Below are 17,044 nucleotides of genomic sequence, written 5' to 3'. Positions count from 1 at the left end.
ACATCCTGGGAACAAGCACCATGAGCACAAAAGAACTCACCGTCGACATCCTCGTCATCGGCGGCGGCACGGCCGGCCCCATCGCGGCGATCAAGGCGAAAGCGAAGGCGCCGCACCTGAAGGTGCTGCTGCTGGACAAGGCCAACGTCAAGCGCGCGGGCGCGATCGCCGAGGGCATGGACAGCGTGAACAACGCCGTCATCCCCGGCCACGCAACGCCCGAGCAGTACGTCAAGGAAATCACCATCGCCAACGACGGCATCGTGAACCAGGCGGCGATCAACGCCTACGCAGTGCGCAGCCACGACATGATCCGCGAGCTCGATTCGTGGGGCGTCAAGTTCGAAAAGGACGAGACGGGCGACTACGCGGTGAAGAAGGTGCATCACCTGGGCGCCTACGTGCTGCCGATGCCCGAGGGCTACAACGTCAAGAAGGTGATCTTCAAGCAGTTGCGCAAGCAGGGCGTGGCGGTCAGCAACCGCCTCACCACGACGCGCCTGCTGGTCGGCAACGATGGCCGCATCGCGGGGGCGATGGCGCTCGATTCGCGCAGCGGCGAGTTCGTCGTGATCCGCGCCAAGGCGGTGGTGCTGTGCACCGGCGCCGCCGGCCGCCTGGGCCTGCCTTCCTCGGGCTACCTGTTCGGCACCTACGAGAACCCGACCAACGCCGGTGACGGCTACAGCATGGCCTATCACGCCGGGGCCGAACTGTCGGGCCTCGAATGCTTCCAGATCAACCCGCTGATCAAGGACTACAACGGCCCCGCCTGCGCCTACGTCACCGGCCCCTTCGGCGGCTACACGGTGAATGCCAAGGGCGAGCGCTTCATCAAGAGCGACTACTGGAGCGGCCAGATGATGCTGGAGTTCTGGCGCGAGCTCGAAGGCGGCAACGGGCCGGTGTTCCTCAAACTCGACCACCTCGCCGACGAGACGGTGACGAAGATCGAAAACGTCCTGCACATCACCGAGCGCCCGACGCGCGGCCTCTTCCACGCGGGACGCGGCACCGACTACCGCAACGACCTGGTGGAGATGCACATCTCCGAGATCGGCCTGTGCGGGGGGCACAGCGCCTCCGGCGTGTGGGTGGACGAACACGCGCGGACCACGGTGCCCGGCCTCTACGCCGCGGGCGACCTGTGCAACGTCGCGCACAACTACATGCTGGGCGCGATGGTCTTCGGCCAGATCGCGGGCGAGGATGCGGTGGACTTCATCGCCGACAAGGAACTCCCGGAGGTGGACGAAGCCGTCGTCGCAGCCGAGCGGGAACGCATCTTCGCACCGCTGCTGCGCGAGGAAGGCATCCCGCCGACGCAGATCGAATACAAGCTGCGCCGCATGGTGAACGACTACCTGCAGCCGCCCAAGGTCACGCGCAAGATGCTGATCGGACTGCAGCGCTTCGCCGAAATCCGCGCCGACCTCGAGCACATCAAGGCGAACAATCCCCACGAGCTGATGCGCGCGATGGAGGTGCACGCGATCCTCGACTGTGCCGAGTTGGCCGCTGCCGCCTCGCTCTACCGCACCGAGAGCCGTTGGGGCCTGTACCACTATCGCACCGACTACCCGGAGCGCAACGACGCCGACTGGTTCCACTTCGTCGAGGTCAGGAAGGGCGCCGATGGTCGGCCGGAATGCTTCAAGCGCCCGGTGCCGCCCTATCTCTATCCCATCGACGCCGACGAGCGCGATGCCTACGACCAGCTGCGGGTCGACGACTCCGTCGCCGCCTGAGGAAGACTCCATGCCTACCATCGAAAACCGCGGCATCGCCTCCGTCATCGTCGACCCGGACAAGTGCATCGCCGACAAGGGCTGCCGCGTCTGCATCGACGTCTGCCCCACCGACATCCTCGTGCTCGACCCGGCGCAGGGCAAGGTCCGCATGGCCTATGACGAGTGCTGGTACTGCCTGCCGTGCGAACACGATTGCCCGACCAAGGCGATCCGGGTTGAAATCCCCTACCTGCTGCGCTGATGCCTTATGAGTGACTACGATCCCGAAATCGCCGCTGCCCTGCCGCGCCTGACGGACGGCGACCCCGCCGTGCGGCGCATCGCCCTGCGCGACATCGCCGACTATGCCGACGACTACCCGGAGCTGTTCAGCCTCGCGGCCCGCGACGCCGACGCCGGCGTGCGTCTCGAAGCCGCCCTCGCCCTGGAGGGCGCATCCGACGACGCAGCGATCGATGCGCTGGTTGCGCTTCTCGGAGACCCCGACGAGGACGTCATCGCCGCGGCAAGCACGGCCCTCGCCGAAATCCTCGACCCGGCAGCCGCACCGGCGTTGCTGCGCAACCTGCCCCGGGTGCAGGGCGAGGCCCGCGCCGCGGTGCTCGCCGGCCTGCGCCAGCTGCGCCATCCCGACGCGCTGGCGCCCGCCCTGGCATCGCTCGACGACGCCCTGCCCGCCGTGCGCCGCGCGGCTGTCGGCGTGCTGGCTTATCTGAAGAACGACACCGCGCTGGCGGCGCTCGAACGGCGCATCGTCGAGGATGCCGACCCGGCGGTGCGCAAGGCCGCGGTCGCCGCCCTCACCTTCGCCCCGGCGGGCAGTCCCCTGCCTTCGCTGCTGCGCGCGCTGAAGGACAGCGACTGGCAGGTGCGCCACGAGGCCGCGATCACCCTCGGCCGGGTACGTCCCCCCGATGCCACCGATTCCTTGATCGCCGCCCTTGCGGACCCGTCCTGGGAAGTGCGGCAGAAAGCGGCCGCAGCACTCGGCGCCTATCGCGTGGCGCAGGCGATCCCCGCCCTCGGCGAGGCGCTCGACCACCCGATCAGCAACGTGCGCAAGGAAGCGGCCAGCGCCCTCGGCGCCATCGGCGATGCCGCGGCGATTCCGGCCCTGGAGCGGGCAGCGGCGGACCCCGACGTCGAGGTGCGCAAGATCGCCGGGCGTGCCCTTGCGCAACTGACTGCGAAGACATGAACCGTACAGCGCCCATCTCCCGCTGGCCCCGCCGCTTCGGTGACGCCCTGCGCGACAACCGGCCGGCGATTGCCGTGGTGCAGTGGGCGTTCGTCGGGCTCTACCTCGTGCTGCTGATCGTGCCGGCGCTGGTGCCGGCGGATGACGCGAGTGGCGGCGTCCTCCACAGCCTGGGCCGCTTCGCCGAGGCGCTGTTCTGGGGCGTGTGGTGGCCGGGCGTGATCCTGTCGGTGATGCTGATCGGCCAGTTCTGGTGCGGCCTGCTGTGCCCCGACGGCACGCTGACCGAATTCGCCAGCCGCCACGGCAAGGGCGGCAAGATTCCCGGCTGGCTGCGCTGGCCGGCGCTGCCGCTCGCGGCCTTCGCCGTCATCACGGTATTCGAATACGCGCTGCAGGCGCACGACACGCCGCGCGGCACCCTGCTCGCGGTCGGCACGATGAGCGCTCTGGCGCTCGCCTGCGGGGTCTTCGTCGGGCGCGGCAAGCGCGTCTGGTGCCGCTACGCCTGCCCGGTGGGCGGCGTCTTCTCGCTGCTCGCCCGCTGTGCCGTGCTGCACTTCCGCGTCGACCGCTCCGCGTGGGATGCCGCGCCGCGGCCGATCCCGAAGCCGGTGGACTGCCCCGCCCTGCTCGACGTCCGGCGTCTCCGCAGCAACGAGAAGTGCAACATGTGCGCCCGCTGCAGCGGCCACCGCAACGCCGTCGCCCTGGCCTGGCGCGCGCCGGGCGAGGAGATCGCGGCACTACGCGAGGACGAGGCGCGGCCGTGGGAAGCGGCGGGCATCGTCTTCGTCCTCATCGGCCTGCTCTACGGCGCCCTGTACTGGCAACACAGCCCCTGGCACCACGCACTGCTCGCCAGCGGCCTTCCCGCGGTGCCCGCCGCGGTCGCCGCCGTCCTGCTGCCCGCGCTGGTGCTCGGCGGCGGGACGGCCCTGCTGCTGGCGGCGGCCAGCGGCGGCCGGCGCCTCACCGCGACCCGCCTGGCCTACGCGCTGATTCCCCTCGGCGGTTTCGGCCTTTTTCTCGGCGCGGTGGAACATGCGCTGCACATCCTTCACGATGAAGGGTTCGTGGTCGCCCCGCTGCTGCCCTGGCTGCGCGCCGCCGTGCTGCTGCCGGCCACGCTATGGTCAGCCCGTGCCGGCTGCGTGATTCTGCGCGACGGCACTGCTGCACGGACGGGCTTCATTGCGGGAAGCGCCGTGCTGGCCCTCGCGTGGCAGTTCGCCCCCCACTCCTTCGCAGCCTGAAGAGCGCCGACACCCGCGGGTCCAGCTCACCCGAGGTGAATATCGATAGCAGAAAGTCATATTTCCAAAGCTCCCGGCGCGCAACCATACTGGGCTCGTATGCTGCACTGCACTAACGGATCCTCAGTCCCCTCGTGACGGCAGGGTTCGGCAGACGGCATACCCGCACTCAGTTCAACACGCACCCGGAGCCAGTCAAATGTCCTACAGCAACAAATACCTCGGCAACCTCGCCAAACACTCGCTGGATGGCGCACACGCCATTGCGAATTCGACCTTCACCGCCGTGGAGCAGGCCGCCGCACTGAACCTGCAAACCGCTCGCAACACGCTCGAACACGGACTCTCGCGCGTCCGTGCCCTGTCCGAGGCGAAGGAACCGCAGGAAGTCTGGGCGCTCGGCGGCGCGATCTCCCAGCCCGGCATCGAGCAGGCCATCGCATGGTCGCGCGGCCTGTACGAGATCGTCTCCCGTACGCAGCATGAAATCGGCCAGCGGGGCGAGGCGCTGATCGGCGACTTCACCAAGTCGCTCGCCGAACTGCTCGACGACGTTGCGAAGAACGCGCCCAGCGGTTCGGAACCGGGCATCGCGGCCGTGAAATCGGCCCTGTCTGTCACCCGATCCACCCTCGACAACATCAGTCACACGAGCCGCAAGGTCGCCGAAATTGCAGACGCGAACGTCGCTGCGGCCGGCGCAGCGATCAAGAGCGCCTCGTCGAAGCAATCCTCGCACGCCGCGAGCAAGGCCGCCTGAGGCGATTCGTCCTCATCCGCATGACGGGAGCGCCGGCAAGGCGCTTCCCGCTTGACGGCCAGCCGCCTTCGGAATCGCCTCGCTCGGGTCAGAATCCCGGCCGGATGTCAGAACTACCTGAAGTCTGAGCGGGCACCTTGTTCCTCCCCCTTCAAGGGGGAGGCTAGGAGGGGGATGGGTTTCGGCGACGCCTGCTTAACCCATCCCCACCCCAACCCGGGAGTCTCCGCTTCGCTCCGCCGCTACGGCGGCGCGGAGCGGTGCTCCGCGAAACCCCGCCTCCGCCCCCTTGAAGGGGAGGGAGCGACAGTGCCGCACTCAACCTGACATCGCACAATTGCTTGCTCGGTTAATTGCCAGCACTCGACGCCTATCCAGGCAAGGACCCGACGATCCCGCTCCGGCCGCGGTCGTCGATTTCGCCGAACAGATCCATGGCTCCCGCGGCACATATCGCGAATCCCATCCGCGTGATTTGCATATTAGAAATAAATGGTTTGTTGATCTACGACCCCCCGGCAAAGTCGTGCCTGCCGTCCTGAAAAGCCCGCCCACAAGGGTTTCCGGACCTGTCATACCTCAATCTAATACACAGAGAGAATTGCATGAAGCTGAATCGCACCGCGCTGGCCGTTGCTGCCGCGCTCGCATTTCCCGCCACGGCATCGGCGACCAACGGCTATTTCGCGCATGGAATCGGCGTGCGCTCGCAGGCCGTTGCCGGGGTGGCCGTCGCCCTGCCGCAGGACGGTCTGGCGGCGGCGGTGAACCCCGCCGGCACGGCACTCGTCGGCGATCGCCTCGACGTCGGCGTGAACTGGTTCAAGCCCGCGCGCGGCGCCGAGATTTCCGGCAATACGTTCGGCGCGGACGGCAAGTATTCCGGCGACGGCACTTCCAACTACTTCATCCCGGAAATCGGCTACGTACGCCAGATCGCACCCGCCGTGGCATTCGGCTTCGCCGCGTATGGTAACGGCGGCATGAGCAGCGACTACTCGCGCAATCCGTTCGGCGCCTTCGGTTCGACCGGCGACGCCGGCGTCGATCTGGCGCACCTGTTCCTGACCCCATCGCTCGCCTGGAAGCCGAACGAACGCCATGCGCTCGGCGCGGCGGTCACCCTCGCCTACCATCGCTTCGAAGCGAAGGGCCTCGGCGCCTTCGACAACGCCTTCGTCTCGCAACACCCCGGATCGGTCACCAATCGGGGGCACGACAGTTCCGTCGGCTGGGGCGTGAAACTGGGCTGGATCGGACAAATCACGCCGACGCTCTCGCTCGGGGCCAGCTGGTCGTCGCGGGTCGAGACCGGCGACTTCGACCGCTACAAGGGCCTGTTCGCGGAAGGCGGCGGTTTCGACATCCCCGCCAGCTACGGCGTCGGCGCGGCGTGGAAGGTCACCCCGGCGCTGACGCTGGCGACCGACTGGCAGCGCATCGAATACGGTGACGTGAAATCGGTCGGCAACTCGCTGCAGAAACTGTTCGCGGGCAATCGCCTCGGGAGCTCCGACGGCGCGGGCTTCGGCTGGCGCGACATCTCGGTGTGGAAGTTCGGCGTGGTCTACGAATACGACCCGAAACTCACCCTGCGCGTGGGCTACAGCCACGCACAACAGCCCATCCCGGATGACCAGACCTTCTTCAACATCCTCGCCCCCGGCGTGGTGCGCGACCACTGGAGCATCGGTGCGAGCTGGAAGCCGAATGCCGGCGGCGAATGGAGCGTCAGCTACACGCATGCCCCGAAGACCACCCTGCATGGAAACAACTCGATTCCAGCAGCGTTCGGCGGCGGCGAGGCGAACATCCATCTGCAGGAAGACATCCTCGGCCTCGCCTACACGTGGAAGCTGTAAGGCACCCGGAGCAAGCGCGCATGAGTATCGCCTGGTCCGCCTTCACCCCCTGGCAGGCACTTGCCGGCGGGACCCTCATCGGCGCGGCCGCCAGCCTGCTGGTTCTGGCCAACGGCCGCGTCGCCGGCGTCAGCGGCATCCTCGGCGGTGCGCTGCGCACGCGCGGCCGCGCCGGCTGGCAGATCGCCTTCCTGGCCGGCCTGCTGCTGTCGCCCCTGCTGCTGCATGCCTGGCTCCCCGGTGTGGGCCTGCCGTCGGAGTCCGCGACGGCCCCGACGCATCCTGCCCTGAGCTGGGGACGGCTCCTGATCGCCGGCTTCCTCGTCGGGGTCGGAACTCACCTCGCCAACGGCTGCACCAGCGGCCACGGCGTGTGCGGGCTGGCGCGGCTGTCGAAACGCTCGCTGTGGGCGACCCTGATCTTCGTCAGCGCCGGATTGGCGACGGTGTTTGTCGGCCGTCACGTGCTCGGGGGTGCGGCATGACCAAGCTCGGCATGGCCCTGCTCGCAGGCGTCGTATTCGGCATCGGTCTGCTACTCGCGGGCATGACCGATCCGCAGAAAGTGCTGGCCTTCCTCGATCTCGCGGGCGAGTGGGATCCGTCGCTCGCCCTCGTGATGATCAGCGCGATCGCAACAGCGCGGTTCGGCTTCGCCGCCGCCGAGCACCGAAACGACACATGGCTCGGCGCAGCGATGCAACTGCCTCCGCGACGTGCCGCCGATCGCCGCCTGTTCGCCGGCAGCGCACTCTTCGGTGTCGGCTGGGGCCTGGCGGGGTTCTGCCCCGGTCCCGCACTGGTCGGGATCGGGCTGGGCTACGGGCCGGCGGTCGCAGTGGTGGTCGCCATGCTTGCCGGGCTATGCGTCGCGGGCAAGTTGCCGAAAGGTCCGCCGCACTGATCACCCGTCCCGCTGCGCCGCGTCCTGCAGCACCAGATCCGCCGCCCGCTCGGCGATCATGATCGTGGGCGCATTCGTGTTGCCGGACACCAGCAGCGGCATCACCGACGCATCGACCACCCGCAGGCCGTCGAGCCCATGCACACGCAGGCGCGAATCCACCACGGCGTCGCCGCCCGTCCCCATCGCGCAGGTTCCCACGGGGTGATACAGCGTCTTGCCGGTCTCGCGCGCAAACGCGAGCCAGTCGTCATCGCTCGCGACATGCCGTCCCGGCAGCAACTCGTGGCGCACATAGCGCGCGATGGCGGCCTGCTCGCCGATCCTGCGCGCCTGTCGCAAGCCCGCCAACAGCGTCTGCCGATCGCTTTCGGCGCTCAGGTAACGCGGGCGGATCTTCGGTGGCGCCAGCGCATTGGCGCCGTCGATGAAGATCTCGCCCCTGCTCTCGGGGCGCAACTGGCACACACCGCAGGTCAGACCGGGTTCGCGTTCGGTCTTGCCAGTCGCGAAATCGAAGGTCGCCGGCATGACATGAAGCTGGATGTCGGACCGGCCGATGGGTGTCCCGGTGCTCAGGAACGCGTTGACGTGGGCCGCGCTTGTCGCCAGCAGGCCGCGACGCCGCCAGCCGTAGCGGGCGATTTCGCGCAGCAGGCGCCAACCGCGCGTCGCCTCGTTGATCGTCTCCACGCCCCCGACCCGGTAGGTCAGGCTCACCATGTAATGATCCTGGAGATTCGCGCCGACCCCCGGCAGGTGCGCCACGACCGGGATGCCCAGTTCCTGAAGGCGCGTCGCGCTGCCGACGCCCGAACGCTGCAGCAAGGCCGGCGACTGCACGGCCCCGGCACTCAGGATCACTTCGCGCGCCGCCTTCAATTCGATGTCGCGCCCGCCGACCCGCACGCGGACACCCGTCGCGCGGCGGCCTTCGAACAGCACGTGGGTGACCTGCGCATTCGTCACCACGCGCAGGTTGCTGCGCTTCAGCGCGGGGCGCAGATAGGCATTCGCGGTGCTGCTGCGGACCCCCTTGCGCACCGTCATCTGGAAGTAGCCGACCCCCTCCTGCACGTCGCCGTTGAAATCCTCGCGCAGCGGCAGGCCGGACGCACGCGCCGCCGCGATATACGCTTCCGCCAGCGGATGACGCACGGACACGTCGCTCACGCCGAGCGGCCCGCCCACGCCGTGGAAGGCGTCGGCGCCGCGGACCTGGTCCTCCGAGCGGCGGAAATACGGCAGCACGTCGGCCCAACCCCAGCCCGGATTGCCGAGCTCGCGCCAGGCGTCGTAGTCCTGCGGCTGGCCGCGAACGTAGAGCAGGCCGTTGATGGCCGACGAGCCGCCCAGCACCTTGCCGCGCGGCCAGAGGATGGCCCGGTTGCCGCTGGAAGGTTCCGGCTCGCTGTGGAACAGCCAGTTGCCGCGCGGATGGGCGCGATTCCACACGTAGCCGACCGGGATGTGGAAGGACGGATGACGGCCGGCGCCGCCCGCCTCGATCAGCGCGACGCGATGGCGGCCGTCGGCGCTCAGCCGGTTCGCGAGCACGCAACCCGCACTGCCGCCACCGACGATGATGTAGTCGTGATCGGACATGGGATCGCCGCCTCAGGCCGGGTTCTTCGACTTGAAATCCGCGATGAGCTTCTGCCAGAACGGGTCACCGGGGTTCTCGCGGGCGAGGCCGGTGAGTGCCCGTTCGTACAGCCCGAGGTCCACGGCGCCATCCACGCTGCGCCCCTTGCCTTCGAGGAAGCCGCTGTCTTCCATCACCGTCCAGAACTGGCGCAGCCCTTTCAGGTACGGGTCGCTGCTGTTGTCCTTGTAGGGATCGTAGAAATCCTTCTCCAGCACGTCGCGGTCGATGCGCACGTACTTGGCGAGGATGTCGATCGTCTCCTTGCGGTGCTCCGCGGCGTACTTCTCGGCACGCAGGATGGCCCGCAGGAATTTCTCGCCGGTGGCCGGATCGCTGTTGCGGCCGACGATGATGCGGCAACAAACGTGCGCCGGATACAGTTCGTGCGAGTAGAAAAGGATCTTCATGCCTTCCTTCTCCGCCCGCAGGTCATGCGGCCCCCACAGCGCGCCCACATCGACCTGGCGGGACTTGACCGCCTCGGCCACGGCCGGCGCGCTCTTCAGTTCGAAGATCTGCACGTCGCGTTTCCAGTCGAGGCCGGCATCGCGCAGCGCTGCACGCAGGATCGCATCCACCGTCGACAGGCGCACCGTGGCGATCTTCTTGCCCTTCAGGTCGGCGGGCGTCTTGATCGTCGCCGCCGTCTCGGGCCGCGCGATAAACGAGGACCCGCCGCTGGTGATGCCGCCGATGATCTTGATGTCCGCCCCTTTCGACACGTGGACGAGCGGCGCCGACGTGCCGAATGCGCCGACATCGATCTTTTTTGCCACCAGCGCATTCAATCCATCGGCGGAATTGACGAACTCCACGAGTTCGACATCGAGGCCCTCGTCGCGATAGAAGCCGCGCTCCTTGGCGATCATGAACTTGCCGTGGGTGCCGATGGGCAGGTAGCCGACGCGCAGCGTTTCGGCCGCGGCGGCATGGGCGACGCCCGCGACTCCGACTACTAGGGCGGCGAGCGCGGACGCGCAGCGACGGCGCAGGGTGTGCAACATCATGTTCTTCTCCATGGTGACGTTTCCAAAGCCGGGCGCCCCGGACTCGGCGGGCATTCGCATGTGCTCGCCATGGACCGTTCGCCCTGAAACGACTCTATGTCGCCGACATCAAGCCGCACAAACACGAAGAACTGCTTACGATTTTCGTGCGGCAACACACATGCGCAATCCGATCGCCGGTCGCGAATATGCAATGCATTTTTTATTGGTTCCCCGTCGACGCCTGCAGCAATACAGTCGCAATTCATTCAGCATCACTCGTGAATTGGAAAACATGTCGCGCAACAAACTCATATCGCTGTCGGAGGCGGTCCGCCGCTACACCTGGGACGGCATGCAGTACGCCAGCGGCGCCGCCTTGCCGGTCGGCTCGGACGCCATCGTTTTCGGCCGCGAACTGCTGCGCCAGAAACGGCGCAATCTGCATTCGATCTTTCACTGCAACACCCAGCAGCTCAACCTGCTGGCCGCGGCCGGCGCAACGACGCACGCCGAATGCGGCTTCACCGGGCTGGAGGTCTTCGGCTTTGCCAACGGCCTGCGGCGGGCCGTGGAAAGCGGCGATCTCGCACTCGAGGACTATTCCAACCTCGCGATGGCGCTGCGCCTCCTCGGCGGCGCCCTGCGCCTGCCCTTCGTGCCCGCGACGGTGAATATCGGCTCCGACCTGCAACACCGCAGCGCCTTCGCCCCCGACGAATACCCCGCTGCGGACAAGATCCCCGCCGTCACCGATCCCTTCTCCGGCCGCACCATCGGCGCCCTCAGGTCGCTCGAACCGGACCTCGCCGCGATTCACGTCACCCTCGCCGACCCGGCCGGCAACGCGATCATGCTCGGCACCGAGTGGAGCCGCTACGAGTTGTCCCGCGCCGCAAAGCGCGTCGTGCTGATCGCCGATGCGATCGTCGACGACGCCTGCATCCGCCAGTACCCGAACCTCGTGCGCATCCCCGACATCATCGTCGAGGCCGTCGTCTACTGGCCCTTCGGCGCCTGGCCGCAGGGCTCGCCGGGGATGTACGACGTCGACGAAGAACACATGAAGGCGATGAACACCGCCCTCGCGACCGTCGCCGGCACCGAGGCCTACATCGACTCCTTCGTCGAGCCCTACGCCGACATCGACACCTACCTCGACCTGATCGGGCGCGACAAGGTCGCGGCGCTGTCGCAGACCTCGACCGGATTCCTGCTCGACCCCTATCGCCAATGGATCAAGCCGCACGCCGAAGTGCTGTCCTTGATCGCCGAAAGCACGCTGGAGACCGCGCAATGAGCGTCGCACAAACCCTGCCCTGCACGCGCCAGGAGATGATGGCCATCGCGACGGGACGCGAGATCCGCGACGGCGAACTCGCAATCTTCGGCGTCGGCCTGTCGATGCTTGCCGGCTACTTCGCGCAGGCCCATCACGCGCCCAACGTCAGGGCCATGACCGAAGGCGGGATCTACGGCGCCGAACCGGTGGGCGGCCTGCCGTGGGGAATCGAATGCAACCGCATCTCGAGCAACGCCACGAGCTTCACCAGCTGCCTCGACGCCCTCGGCTGCCTCGTCGCCTCCGGGCGCTGCGACGTCGGGATCATCGGCGCCGCGCAGGTCGACCGCTTCGGCAACGTCAACACCACCGGGATCTGGGACGGCGAAGACGGGCATATCGGCGACAGCTATCGCCTGCCCAAGACTCGCCTGACCGGCGCAGGCGGCGCCAACGACATCGCCTGCGGCGCCAAGCGCTACGTGATCATGCTCAACCACGAACCCAAGCGCTTCGTGAACAAGGTGAGCTACGTCACCTCGCCGGGCTATCTCGACGGCGGCGACGCGCGCGACCGCCACGGCTTCATCGGCGGCGGCCCGGCCGCGATCATCACGACGCTGGGCATCCTGCGTCCGGATCCGGTCACGCGCGAGTTCCGCCTGGACGCCTGGTTCCCCTTCTCCAGCGTCGAGGAAATCCTCGGCAATACCGGATGGGACCTGAAGGTCTCGCCGGACGCCCACGTCGTGCCCGAACCGACCCCGTCCGAACTCGCCGCCCTGCGCCGCGTCGATGCAACCGGAATGCTGCGGCGCTCCTGATGCCGGCAACACGGCAGCAGCACCTGCCGGTTCAATCCTTCAATACTTCGGAGCCCTACCCATCATGGAACTGAAACTCGGCTACCAGGCCCTGCTGGCGGAAGCGAACGCCCAGGTCGATGCCATCCCGCGCGACGAGGCTGCCCGCCTCCTCGACGACCCGGACGTGCTGTTCGTCGATATTCGCGACGTGCGCGAACTGCAGCGCGAAGGAATGATCCCCGGAGCCTTCCACGCCCCGCGCGGAATGCTGGAATTCTGGGTCGATCCCGACAGCCCCTACCACAAGGAAGTGTTCGCCTCCGGCCGGCGCTTCATTCTGTATTGCGCCAGCGCATGGCGCTCGGCCCTCGCCACGGCGCAGCTCGCGCGCATGGGCCTGCCGCGCGTGAGCCACCTCGAGGAGGGGTTCTCCGCGTGGAAGAAGGCGCAGCTTCCGGTGGCTTATCCGCAGGGGAAATGAGCTGTTTCTGACGATTGAGGTCGAGAAGTCGACGCTTCCCGAGAAATGCCCAATTTGACGGGCGCTTTTACGTTCTCGTCACTGGAGCTGGTACGGCCACCATCGCTTCTGCATCGAAGGGCTGGAGTAACGAGCGAGCTTCCGCTTCCGTGCGGGCATGCAACCACGGCTCGTAATCTTCCGACGACGCTGCGTTTTTCGTCCCCAGGTTTGTGGAAGCGCTTCATCAGCGGATGGTCGTCGGCGTTGATCGTGAGCATCGCGAACAACCAGTACGCCGGACTTCGTCGTTGAGCCTGCGCTCCCAGATGCCGGCCAGCGCGAACGGAGCCCCGTCGGCACGTTCGACGCGCCAGCGCACGGCCTTGCCGGTTCCGTAAGCGGGCTCGAAGAAGCTCTCCACCGGAATCAACCCGAACTGGCGCTTGCGCCAGGCATCGCGGTAGCTGGGTTTGTCCGAGACCGTATCCGCGCGGGCGTTGTAGGTCATGCGGAAGAGCTTGCTCGGACCGCCCCAATGGGGAATAAGCCCGAACATGCCCGGTAGCCATTCGGTCGGCAGGATGTTAGCGAGGAATGGGGCGATGCCGCCGGGGAAGGTCTCGCCATAGGCGAAATCCGGCGGCCCGACGGTGTGACGTCCCCAGGACAAGCGCTCAAGCGAAGTCCTGCGGGTGGGGTTGTACTCGGCACACATGATCGCACTCTGGTAAGCCGCGGACCTGAAAAGAGAATGGCAATCACGCGGCTGACTGGCGGGGGTCGATCGGGCGCCGGTGCCAACGTTGGCACGGCATTCCGCTCGAACGGCTGCTTTCGCCAAGGGCGCGGGACGGTACTTCGACCCAAAGCGGAAGTCGCGACAGGCGAAAGCTGCCACTTAACTTAGTTAACCGGCGCAGCGCGTGTAGCACATAGCGTCCTTGTTGAACGACGAGATGGCATTCGATTTTTGCAGATTGCCCTGGTCAGGATAGGATGCGAGTTGCGCCAGTACGGTAGGCAAGAACCATTCACGGACGAGTTCCTCGTACATGTTTGCAAGGTTGCAGAGCCTATACCAAACATGCAAATCGCAGTACTGCTTGAAAGCTTCAATCTCAGCAGGCTGCAATCCGCCTTTGATTGCAGCAAGAACATCCTCAAGCTCGCGGAAACTCCACGCCATTGGTTCCCAGAAGTCGTGCCCTCGCCAGATATCTTGGCGCAAAGAGCTCTCCGCGAAGACCTTCAGCATGTCAATGTCCTTATCTTTTGAGGTGTCAGGGTTGGCCCGAACTAGCCCTCGAGCGCGTTGTATTTCCTTTTGCTGAAACGCGAACTTTGTAAAGGCGCCATACATCTTTGCTCGCTTACCGTACGCTCGAAGCGCGACAAGATTAATCTCGCGTGGAAGTATTTCGTTTTGTACAGGGATTTGGATTAATTTTGAGCCTTTCGACTCGAATGCAGGGTCTTCGGGAAGGATGACCTTCTCAAGGTAGTCATTCAAGCAAACAAAAAACGCTCGCTCTGTTTGAATGTCAATAAGAATTAACAGCACTGGGACGGCTGTCCCGAGCTGCTCTACCGTGAGTAGATCGGATACGTCTAACTGGAAGTTGGCGACATCTATATCAACGAATTCGCTCGTATCCTCTAATAGCAGCCCCTTGGCGACATTACCGCGCGAGTATGCGCGACGCTCAGCATATTGAACCGAGTCCGAGCCTTTCAATTGGACGAAGAACTGCTCACCAAGAGTTTCCGCCACTTCCTTTGTGTCGTCGACATAGTCAAATAGCTCAACGACACAGTCGATTCCGTAGTCAGGGCCATACTCGTGCATAACCCACGCCTCAGGAAGTTTTTGCCGAAGGATTCGATACGAAATCTCCTCCTTGACTTGATTTAGAGATCTACGCTTAACGGTTCGCATGATGCTGTATTTAATGTCAGACTTGGTTTTTTCGGGCGACAGCCCTGCTGCGTAACATTGGCGCTGCTCCATAACATCGCTCATCAGATGTATGGAAAACGTAGGCCGGACGGTTCTCAATCGCTTTCTTGGCGCGCAATAACAGCGCACGAAAGATAGCGCTCGACTTACTGCCTAGCATATCGCATACCGATAGTGGATGCCCGCTTAGGGGTGTCGACTCGCAACGACCGCTCCTGGCCATGTACGCATTCGGCCACCGTCACCGAAAGCAGCCGGTCGTGATTCATGCTTGCGTCCGGTCTTGGCATCACCTTTGACGGAAGCACCCAACCAGAAGCAGTCCTTCGCAAGAGGCTGTTCGAGTTCGGACTAGCTCGCCGCGAATTGTGGGTCATTCACCTTATCGTTGGAATGCCCGCCGACACGCGCCCTCGCTAACCAGCCAACCCCCACCTGGCTTTGAGGAATTCCTCGATATCCGAAATATCGACGGGATTGGTTCGGTTGCCCTGTCGACGATATAAAGCATATTGTCCGTCCTTTTTGACGAAGGACAAGCTACTTCTGGGAAGCACCTCTATGATTGCAACAGTGTGTCCGTGCGTTTCGACAAACGTTAAGGACACATAGTCGTTTATTAGCCCCCCGTCTTTGAACTTTCCTGTCAGGCAGTTTCGTAGAAGTAATTCGAATTTATCCGCACTCGCTGTATCCGGCAACTCGAAATCATAATGCAGTCCATTTACTTGCTTATCGTCCGAGATTCCGATAATCAACTGCCCACCGGAGCTGTTCATAAAAGCGGCAATTGTCTTGAGCGACGCATGGAGCACTTCATCGGATTTGCACTGCGCGGCTGTTTGTCCGGGCTGAGCTAGTCGTCGGAGGTCAACGCGTAGCGTCGACTTGAACTCTATGGTATGGGACTCGTCGCCTCTAAGAATCCCCTCTATAACCTCTGCTCCGCTTGCACCTTGGGGTGAGCGAAAGCGGAACAGGCGGACGGTGTCCACCTCCCCCTTGCCAAGCCCTGGGATTACCTGGGCATTGATTGACTCCAGAAATTGACCAATGACATTGACTTTGCCGAGAACGCCGAGCGTACCGTCTAACTCAAGTAACTCGGAGACTTCAGAAAGGCTCGCTTGATACCCACCGCCAGCAATCTGGCAGATAAGCTTCTGGTATCCCACTGAAAGCATCGCGAACTCAGAACGAGACGGTGGCTCGGTTTACGAGGTCGGAAGCAATGAGCATCGATCTGCGCCCCCAGAAACCTGCAATACCCTGGCTACCAGATGAGAGCAATCTGAAACACTCTTCGTCAATGAAAACAGGCTTTAACGCCGTTCGAAGGGCAGAGAACGAAAGTCGCTTTGTCTCGATGAATTGACCAGGATTCGCATCTTTCCATGCATTGTTTGATGTGCGACTTAGCGGCATCAAATTGGCAATGGAATTTACGAAGTCTCGGCCAGCTCGCTGCGAGTCGAGTATGGTTGCCAGATCGCCCGTCCGGTTGTTGCGGCACCAATTCTTCGGGTAAATGTGGTGCAGTTCGATCGGTTCTGTGGACGGGTAACACAAGCTGACAGACGGATCGAAAATGTCGTTTCTCGCACCGGCGAGCATTGGTAGCGCAAGTGCCTTTTGTAGCGCTCCGCCTTGATTGCCGTTGGTAATGTAGTCTTTGAGTTCCGCTATGCTGGGAACCGGGTATTCAAAGATCAAATCTAGTTGCTGAGTCGCATTGCGTGCCCAATCGGCACCTGATACGAAGTTTTGACGCGTGTTGAGTATCGATTTCAGGTGCTGAATGTCTGTGCCGATCTGAGTTAGCAGGGTGATGCAAAACCCAGTGAACGAACTGACGAGTTGATTGTCATAGAGGCATTCCCGAAACTCCCGTCCTGACAGCGATGCGCGGCCAACTCGATCCCCAGTCCTCGATGTTCCATTACTTCTCGCCCGAGTCGCGCGTGCCCGCGGATCATCCGCTGCGGCGGGTGAAGAAGCTCGCCGATCGGGCGCTCGCAGCCATTTCGGCGGATCTGAATGCGCTGTATTCGAGTGTCGGACGGCCGTCGATCCCGCCCGAGCGCCTGCTCAAGGGGCAATTGCTGATCGCGCTGTACTCCATTCGCTCGGATCGGCAGTTTTGCGAGCAGCTCGACTACAACATTCTCTTT

At 64.5% G+C, this 17,044-nt stretch carries 18 protein-coding genes; 12 read left to right on the top strand and 6 right to left on the bottom strand.

Annotated features, from left to right (window positions below):
- Positions 1-20: 20 nt before the first annotated feature.
- The 8 genes from BW991_RS08735 (at position 21) to BW991_RS08700 (ending at position 7,731) form a co-directional block, all read left to right on the top strand.
- Positions 21-1,748: a fumarate reductase/succinate dehydrogenase flavoprotein subunit gene (locus BW991_RS08735; RefSeq protein WP_076601722.1), complete on the top strand. Its 1,728-nt coding sequence runs from the start codon at positions 21-23 to the stop codon at positions 1,746-1,748.
- 10 nt (positions 1,749-1,758) lie between these two features.
- A complete protein-coding gene (locus BW991_RS08730; protein ID WP_076601721.1) occupies positions 1,759-1,992 on the top strand; it encodes a 4Fe-4S dicluster domain-containing protein in 234 nt (77 codons plus the stop codon).
- 6 nt (positions 1,993-1,998) lie between these two features.
- A complete protein-coding gene (locus BW991_RS08725; protein ID WP_076601720.1) occupies positions 1,999-2,949 on the top strand; it encodes a HEAT repeat domain-containing protein in 951 nt (316 codons plus the stop codon).
- Entirely contained in the window at positions 2,946-4,205 is a 1,260-nt protein-coding gene (locus tag BW991_RS08720; protein ID WP_076601719.1) for a 4Fe-4S binding protein, read from the top strand. Before BW991_RS08725 ends, BW991_RS08720 begins: the two co-directional genes overlap by 4 nt.
- Positions 4,206-4,404: 199 nt before the next feature.
- On the top strand, positions 4,405-4,965 hold the full coding sequence (locus BW991_RS08715) for a phasin family protein (protein WP_076601718.1): 561 nt from the start codon (positions 4,405-4,407) through the stop codon (positions 4,963-4,965).
- Between the two features lie 605 nt (positions 4,966-5,570).
- Positions 5,571-6,827 (top strand): OmpP1/FadL family transporter, encoded by a 1,257-nt coding sequence (locus tag BW991_RS08710; RefSeq protein WP_076601717.1) that lies wholly within the window; start codon positions 5,571-5,573, stop codon positions 6,825-6,827.
- Positions 6,828-6,847: 20 nt separating this feature from the next.
- Complete coding sequence (locus BW991_RS08705) at positions 6,848-7,312, top strand: YeeE/YedE family protein (RefSeq protein ID WP_076601716.1); 465 nt, start codon at positions 6,848-6,850, stop codon at positions 7,310-7,312.
- Positions 7,309-7,731, top strand: coding sequence for a DUF6691 family protein (locus tag BW991_RS08700; protein WP_076601715.1), 423 nt, complete (start codon positions 7,309-7,311; stop codon positions 7,729-7,731). The genes BW991_RS08705 and BW991_RS08700 overlap by 4 nt, the downstream gene beginning before the upstream one ends.
- Here BW991_RS08700 and BW991_RS08695 read toward each other — a convergent pair whose 3' ends face one another.
- Positions 7,732-9,336: a GMC family oxidoreductase gene (locus tag BW991_RS08695; protein WP_076601714.1), complete on the bottom strand. Its 1,605-nt coding sequence runs from the start codon at positions 9,334-9,336 to the stop codon at positions 7,732-7,734.
- Between the two features lie 12 nt (positions 9,337-9,348).
- Positions 9,349-10,386: an ABC transporter substrate-binding protein gene (locus tag BW991_RS08690; RefSeq protein ID WP_076601980.1), complete on the bottom strand. Its 1,038-nt coding sequence runs from the start codon at positions 10,384-10,386 to the stop codon at positions 9,349-9,351.
- Between the two features lie 274 nt (positions 10,387-10,660).
- Between BW991_RS08690 and BW991_RS08685 the strand changes: the two genes are divergently transcribed.
- From BW991_RS08685 to BW991_RS08675, 3 genes are all read left to right on the top strand, one after another.
- Positions 10,661-11,665, top strand: coding sequence for a CoA transferase subunit A (locus tag BW991_RS08685; protein ID WP_076601713.1), 1,005 nt, complete (start codon positions 10,661-10,663; stop codon positions 11,663-11,665).
- Entirely contained in the window at positions 11,662-12,471 is an 810-nt protein-coding gene (locus tag BW991_RS08680; RefSeq protein ID WP_076601712.1) for a CoA-transferase subunit beta, read from the top strand. The genes BW991_RS08685 and BW991_RS08680 overlap by 4 nt, the downstream gene beginning before the upstream one ends.
- Positions 12,472-12,535: 64 nt before the next feature.
- Entirely contained in the window at positions 12,536-12,934 is a 399-nt protein-coding gene (locus BW991_RS08675; protein ID WP_076601711.1) for a rhodanese-like domain-containing protein, read from the top strand.
- A gap of 226 nt (positions 12,935-13,160) precedes the next feature.
- Here the strand turns inward: BW991_RS08675 and BW991_RS08670 are convergent, their stop codons facing one another.
- The 4 genes from BW991_RS08670 to BW991_RS23655 form a co-directional block, all read right to left on the bottom strand.
- Complete coding sequence (locus BW991_RS08670) at positions 13,161-13,631, bottom strand: SOS response-associated peptidase family protein (RefSeq protein ID WP_088179586.1); 471 nt, start codon at positions 13,629-13,631, stop codon at positions 13,161-13,163.
- A 192-nt stretch (positions 13,632-13,823) separates the two neighbouring features.
- Complete coding sequence (locus tag BW991_RS08665) at positions 13,824-14,924, bottom strand: DUF4365 domain-containing protein (protein WP_244551647.1); 1,101 nt, start codon at positions 14,922-14,924, stop codon at positions 13,824-13,826.
- Positions 14,925-15,289: 365 nt separating this feature from the next.
- Entirely contained in the window at positions 15,290-16,057 is a 768-nt protein-coding gene (locus BW991_RS08660; RefSeq protein WP_076601708.1) for an AlbA family DNA-binding domain-containing protein, read from the bottom strand.
- A gap of 7 nt (positions 16,058-16,064) precedes the next feature.
- Entirely contained in the window at positions 16,065-16,586 is a 522-nt protein-coding gene (locus BW991_RS23655) for a GmrSD restriction endonuclease domain-containing protein (RefSeq protein WP_139335907.1), read from the bottom strand.
- A 188-nt stretch (positions 16,587-16,774) separates the two neighbouring features.
- Here BW991_RS23655 and BW991_RS08655 point away from each other — a divergent pair.
- Positions 16,775-17,044, top strand: a 270-nt coding sequence (locus tag BW991_RS08655) for a transposase (RefSeq protein WP_139335906.1), incomplete at its 3' end; no start/stop codon positions are given.

Origin of the sequence: Aromatoleum tolulyticum, from assembly GCF_900156155.1 — a bacterium.
Lineage (GTDB): Bacteria > Pseudomonadota > Gammaproteobacteria > Burkholderiales > Rhodocyclaceae > Aromatoleum > Aromatoleum tolulyticum.
Note: the sequence above shows the minus strand (reverse complement) of the source record. Positions and strands in the feature narration are given on the sequence as shown.

Bases quoted from the DNA above. Each gene is read 5' to 3' on its own strand.
- BW991_RS08720 (WP_076601719.1), top strand. From the start codon at position 2,946: ATGAACCGTACAGCGCCCATCTCCCGCTGGCCCCGCCGCTTCGGTGAC.
- BW991_RS08670 (WP_088179586.1), bottom strand. From the start codon at position 13,631: ATGTGTGCCGAGTACAACCCCACCCGCAGGACTTCGCTTGAGCGCTTG.
- BW991_RS08665 (WP_244551647.1), bottom strand. From the start codon at position 14,924: ATGGAGCAGCGCCAATGTTACGCAGCAGGGCTGTCGCCCGAAAAAACC.
- BW991_RS08695 (WP_076601714.1), bottom strand. From the start codon at position 9,336: ATGTCCGATCACGACTACATCATCGTCGGTGGCGGCAGTGCGGGTTGC.
- BW991_RS08675 (WP_076601711.1), top strand. From the start codon at position 12,536: ATGGAACTGAAACTCGGCTACCAGGCCCTGCTGGCGGAAGCGAACGCC.
- BW991_RS08725 (WP_076601720.1), top strand. From the start codon at position 1,999: ATGAGTGACTACGATCCCGAAATCGCCGCTGCCCTGCCGCGCCTGACG.
- BW991_RS08700 (WP_076601715.1), top strand. From the start codon at position 7,309: ATGACCAAGCTCGGCATGGCCCTGCTCGCAGGCGTCGTATTCGGCATC.
- BW991_RS08730 (WP_076601721.1), top strand. From the start codon at position 1,759: ATGCCTACCATCGAAAACCGCGGCATCGCCTCCGTCATCGTCGACCCG.
- BW991_RS08715 (WP_076601718.1), top strand. From the start codon at position 4,405: ATGTCCTACAGCAACAAATACCTCGGCAACCTCGCCAAACACTCGCTG.
- BW991_RS08685 (WP_076601713.1), top strand. From the start codon at position 10,661: ATGTCGCGCAACAAACTCATATCGCTGTCGGAGGCGGTCCGCCGCTAC.
- BW991_RS08690 (WP_076601980.1), bottom strand. From the start codon at position 10,386: ATGATGTTGCACACCCTGCGCCGTCGCTGCGCGTCCGCGCTCGCCGCC.
- BW991_RS08660 (WP_076601708.1), bottom strand. From the start codon at position 16,057: ATGCTTTCAGTGGGATACCAGAAGCTTATCTGCCAGATTGCTGGCGGT.
- BW991_RS08680 (WP_076601712.1), top strand. From the start codon at position 11,662: ATGAGCGTCGCACAAACCCTGCCCTGCACGCGCCAGGAGATGATGGCC.
- BW991_RS08710 (WP_076601717.1), top strand. From the start codon at position 5,571: ATGAAGCTGAATCGCACCGCGCTGGCCGTTGCTGCCGCGCTCGCATTT.
- BW991_RS08735 (WP_076601722.1), top strand. From the start codon at position 21: ATGAGCACAAAAGAACTCACCGTCGACATCCTCGTCATCGGCGGCGGC.
- BW991_RS08705 (WP_076601716.1), top strand. From the start codon at position 6,848: ATGAGTATCGCCTGGTCCGCCTTCACCCCCTGGCAGGCACTTGCCGGC.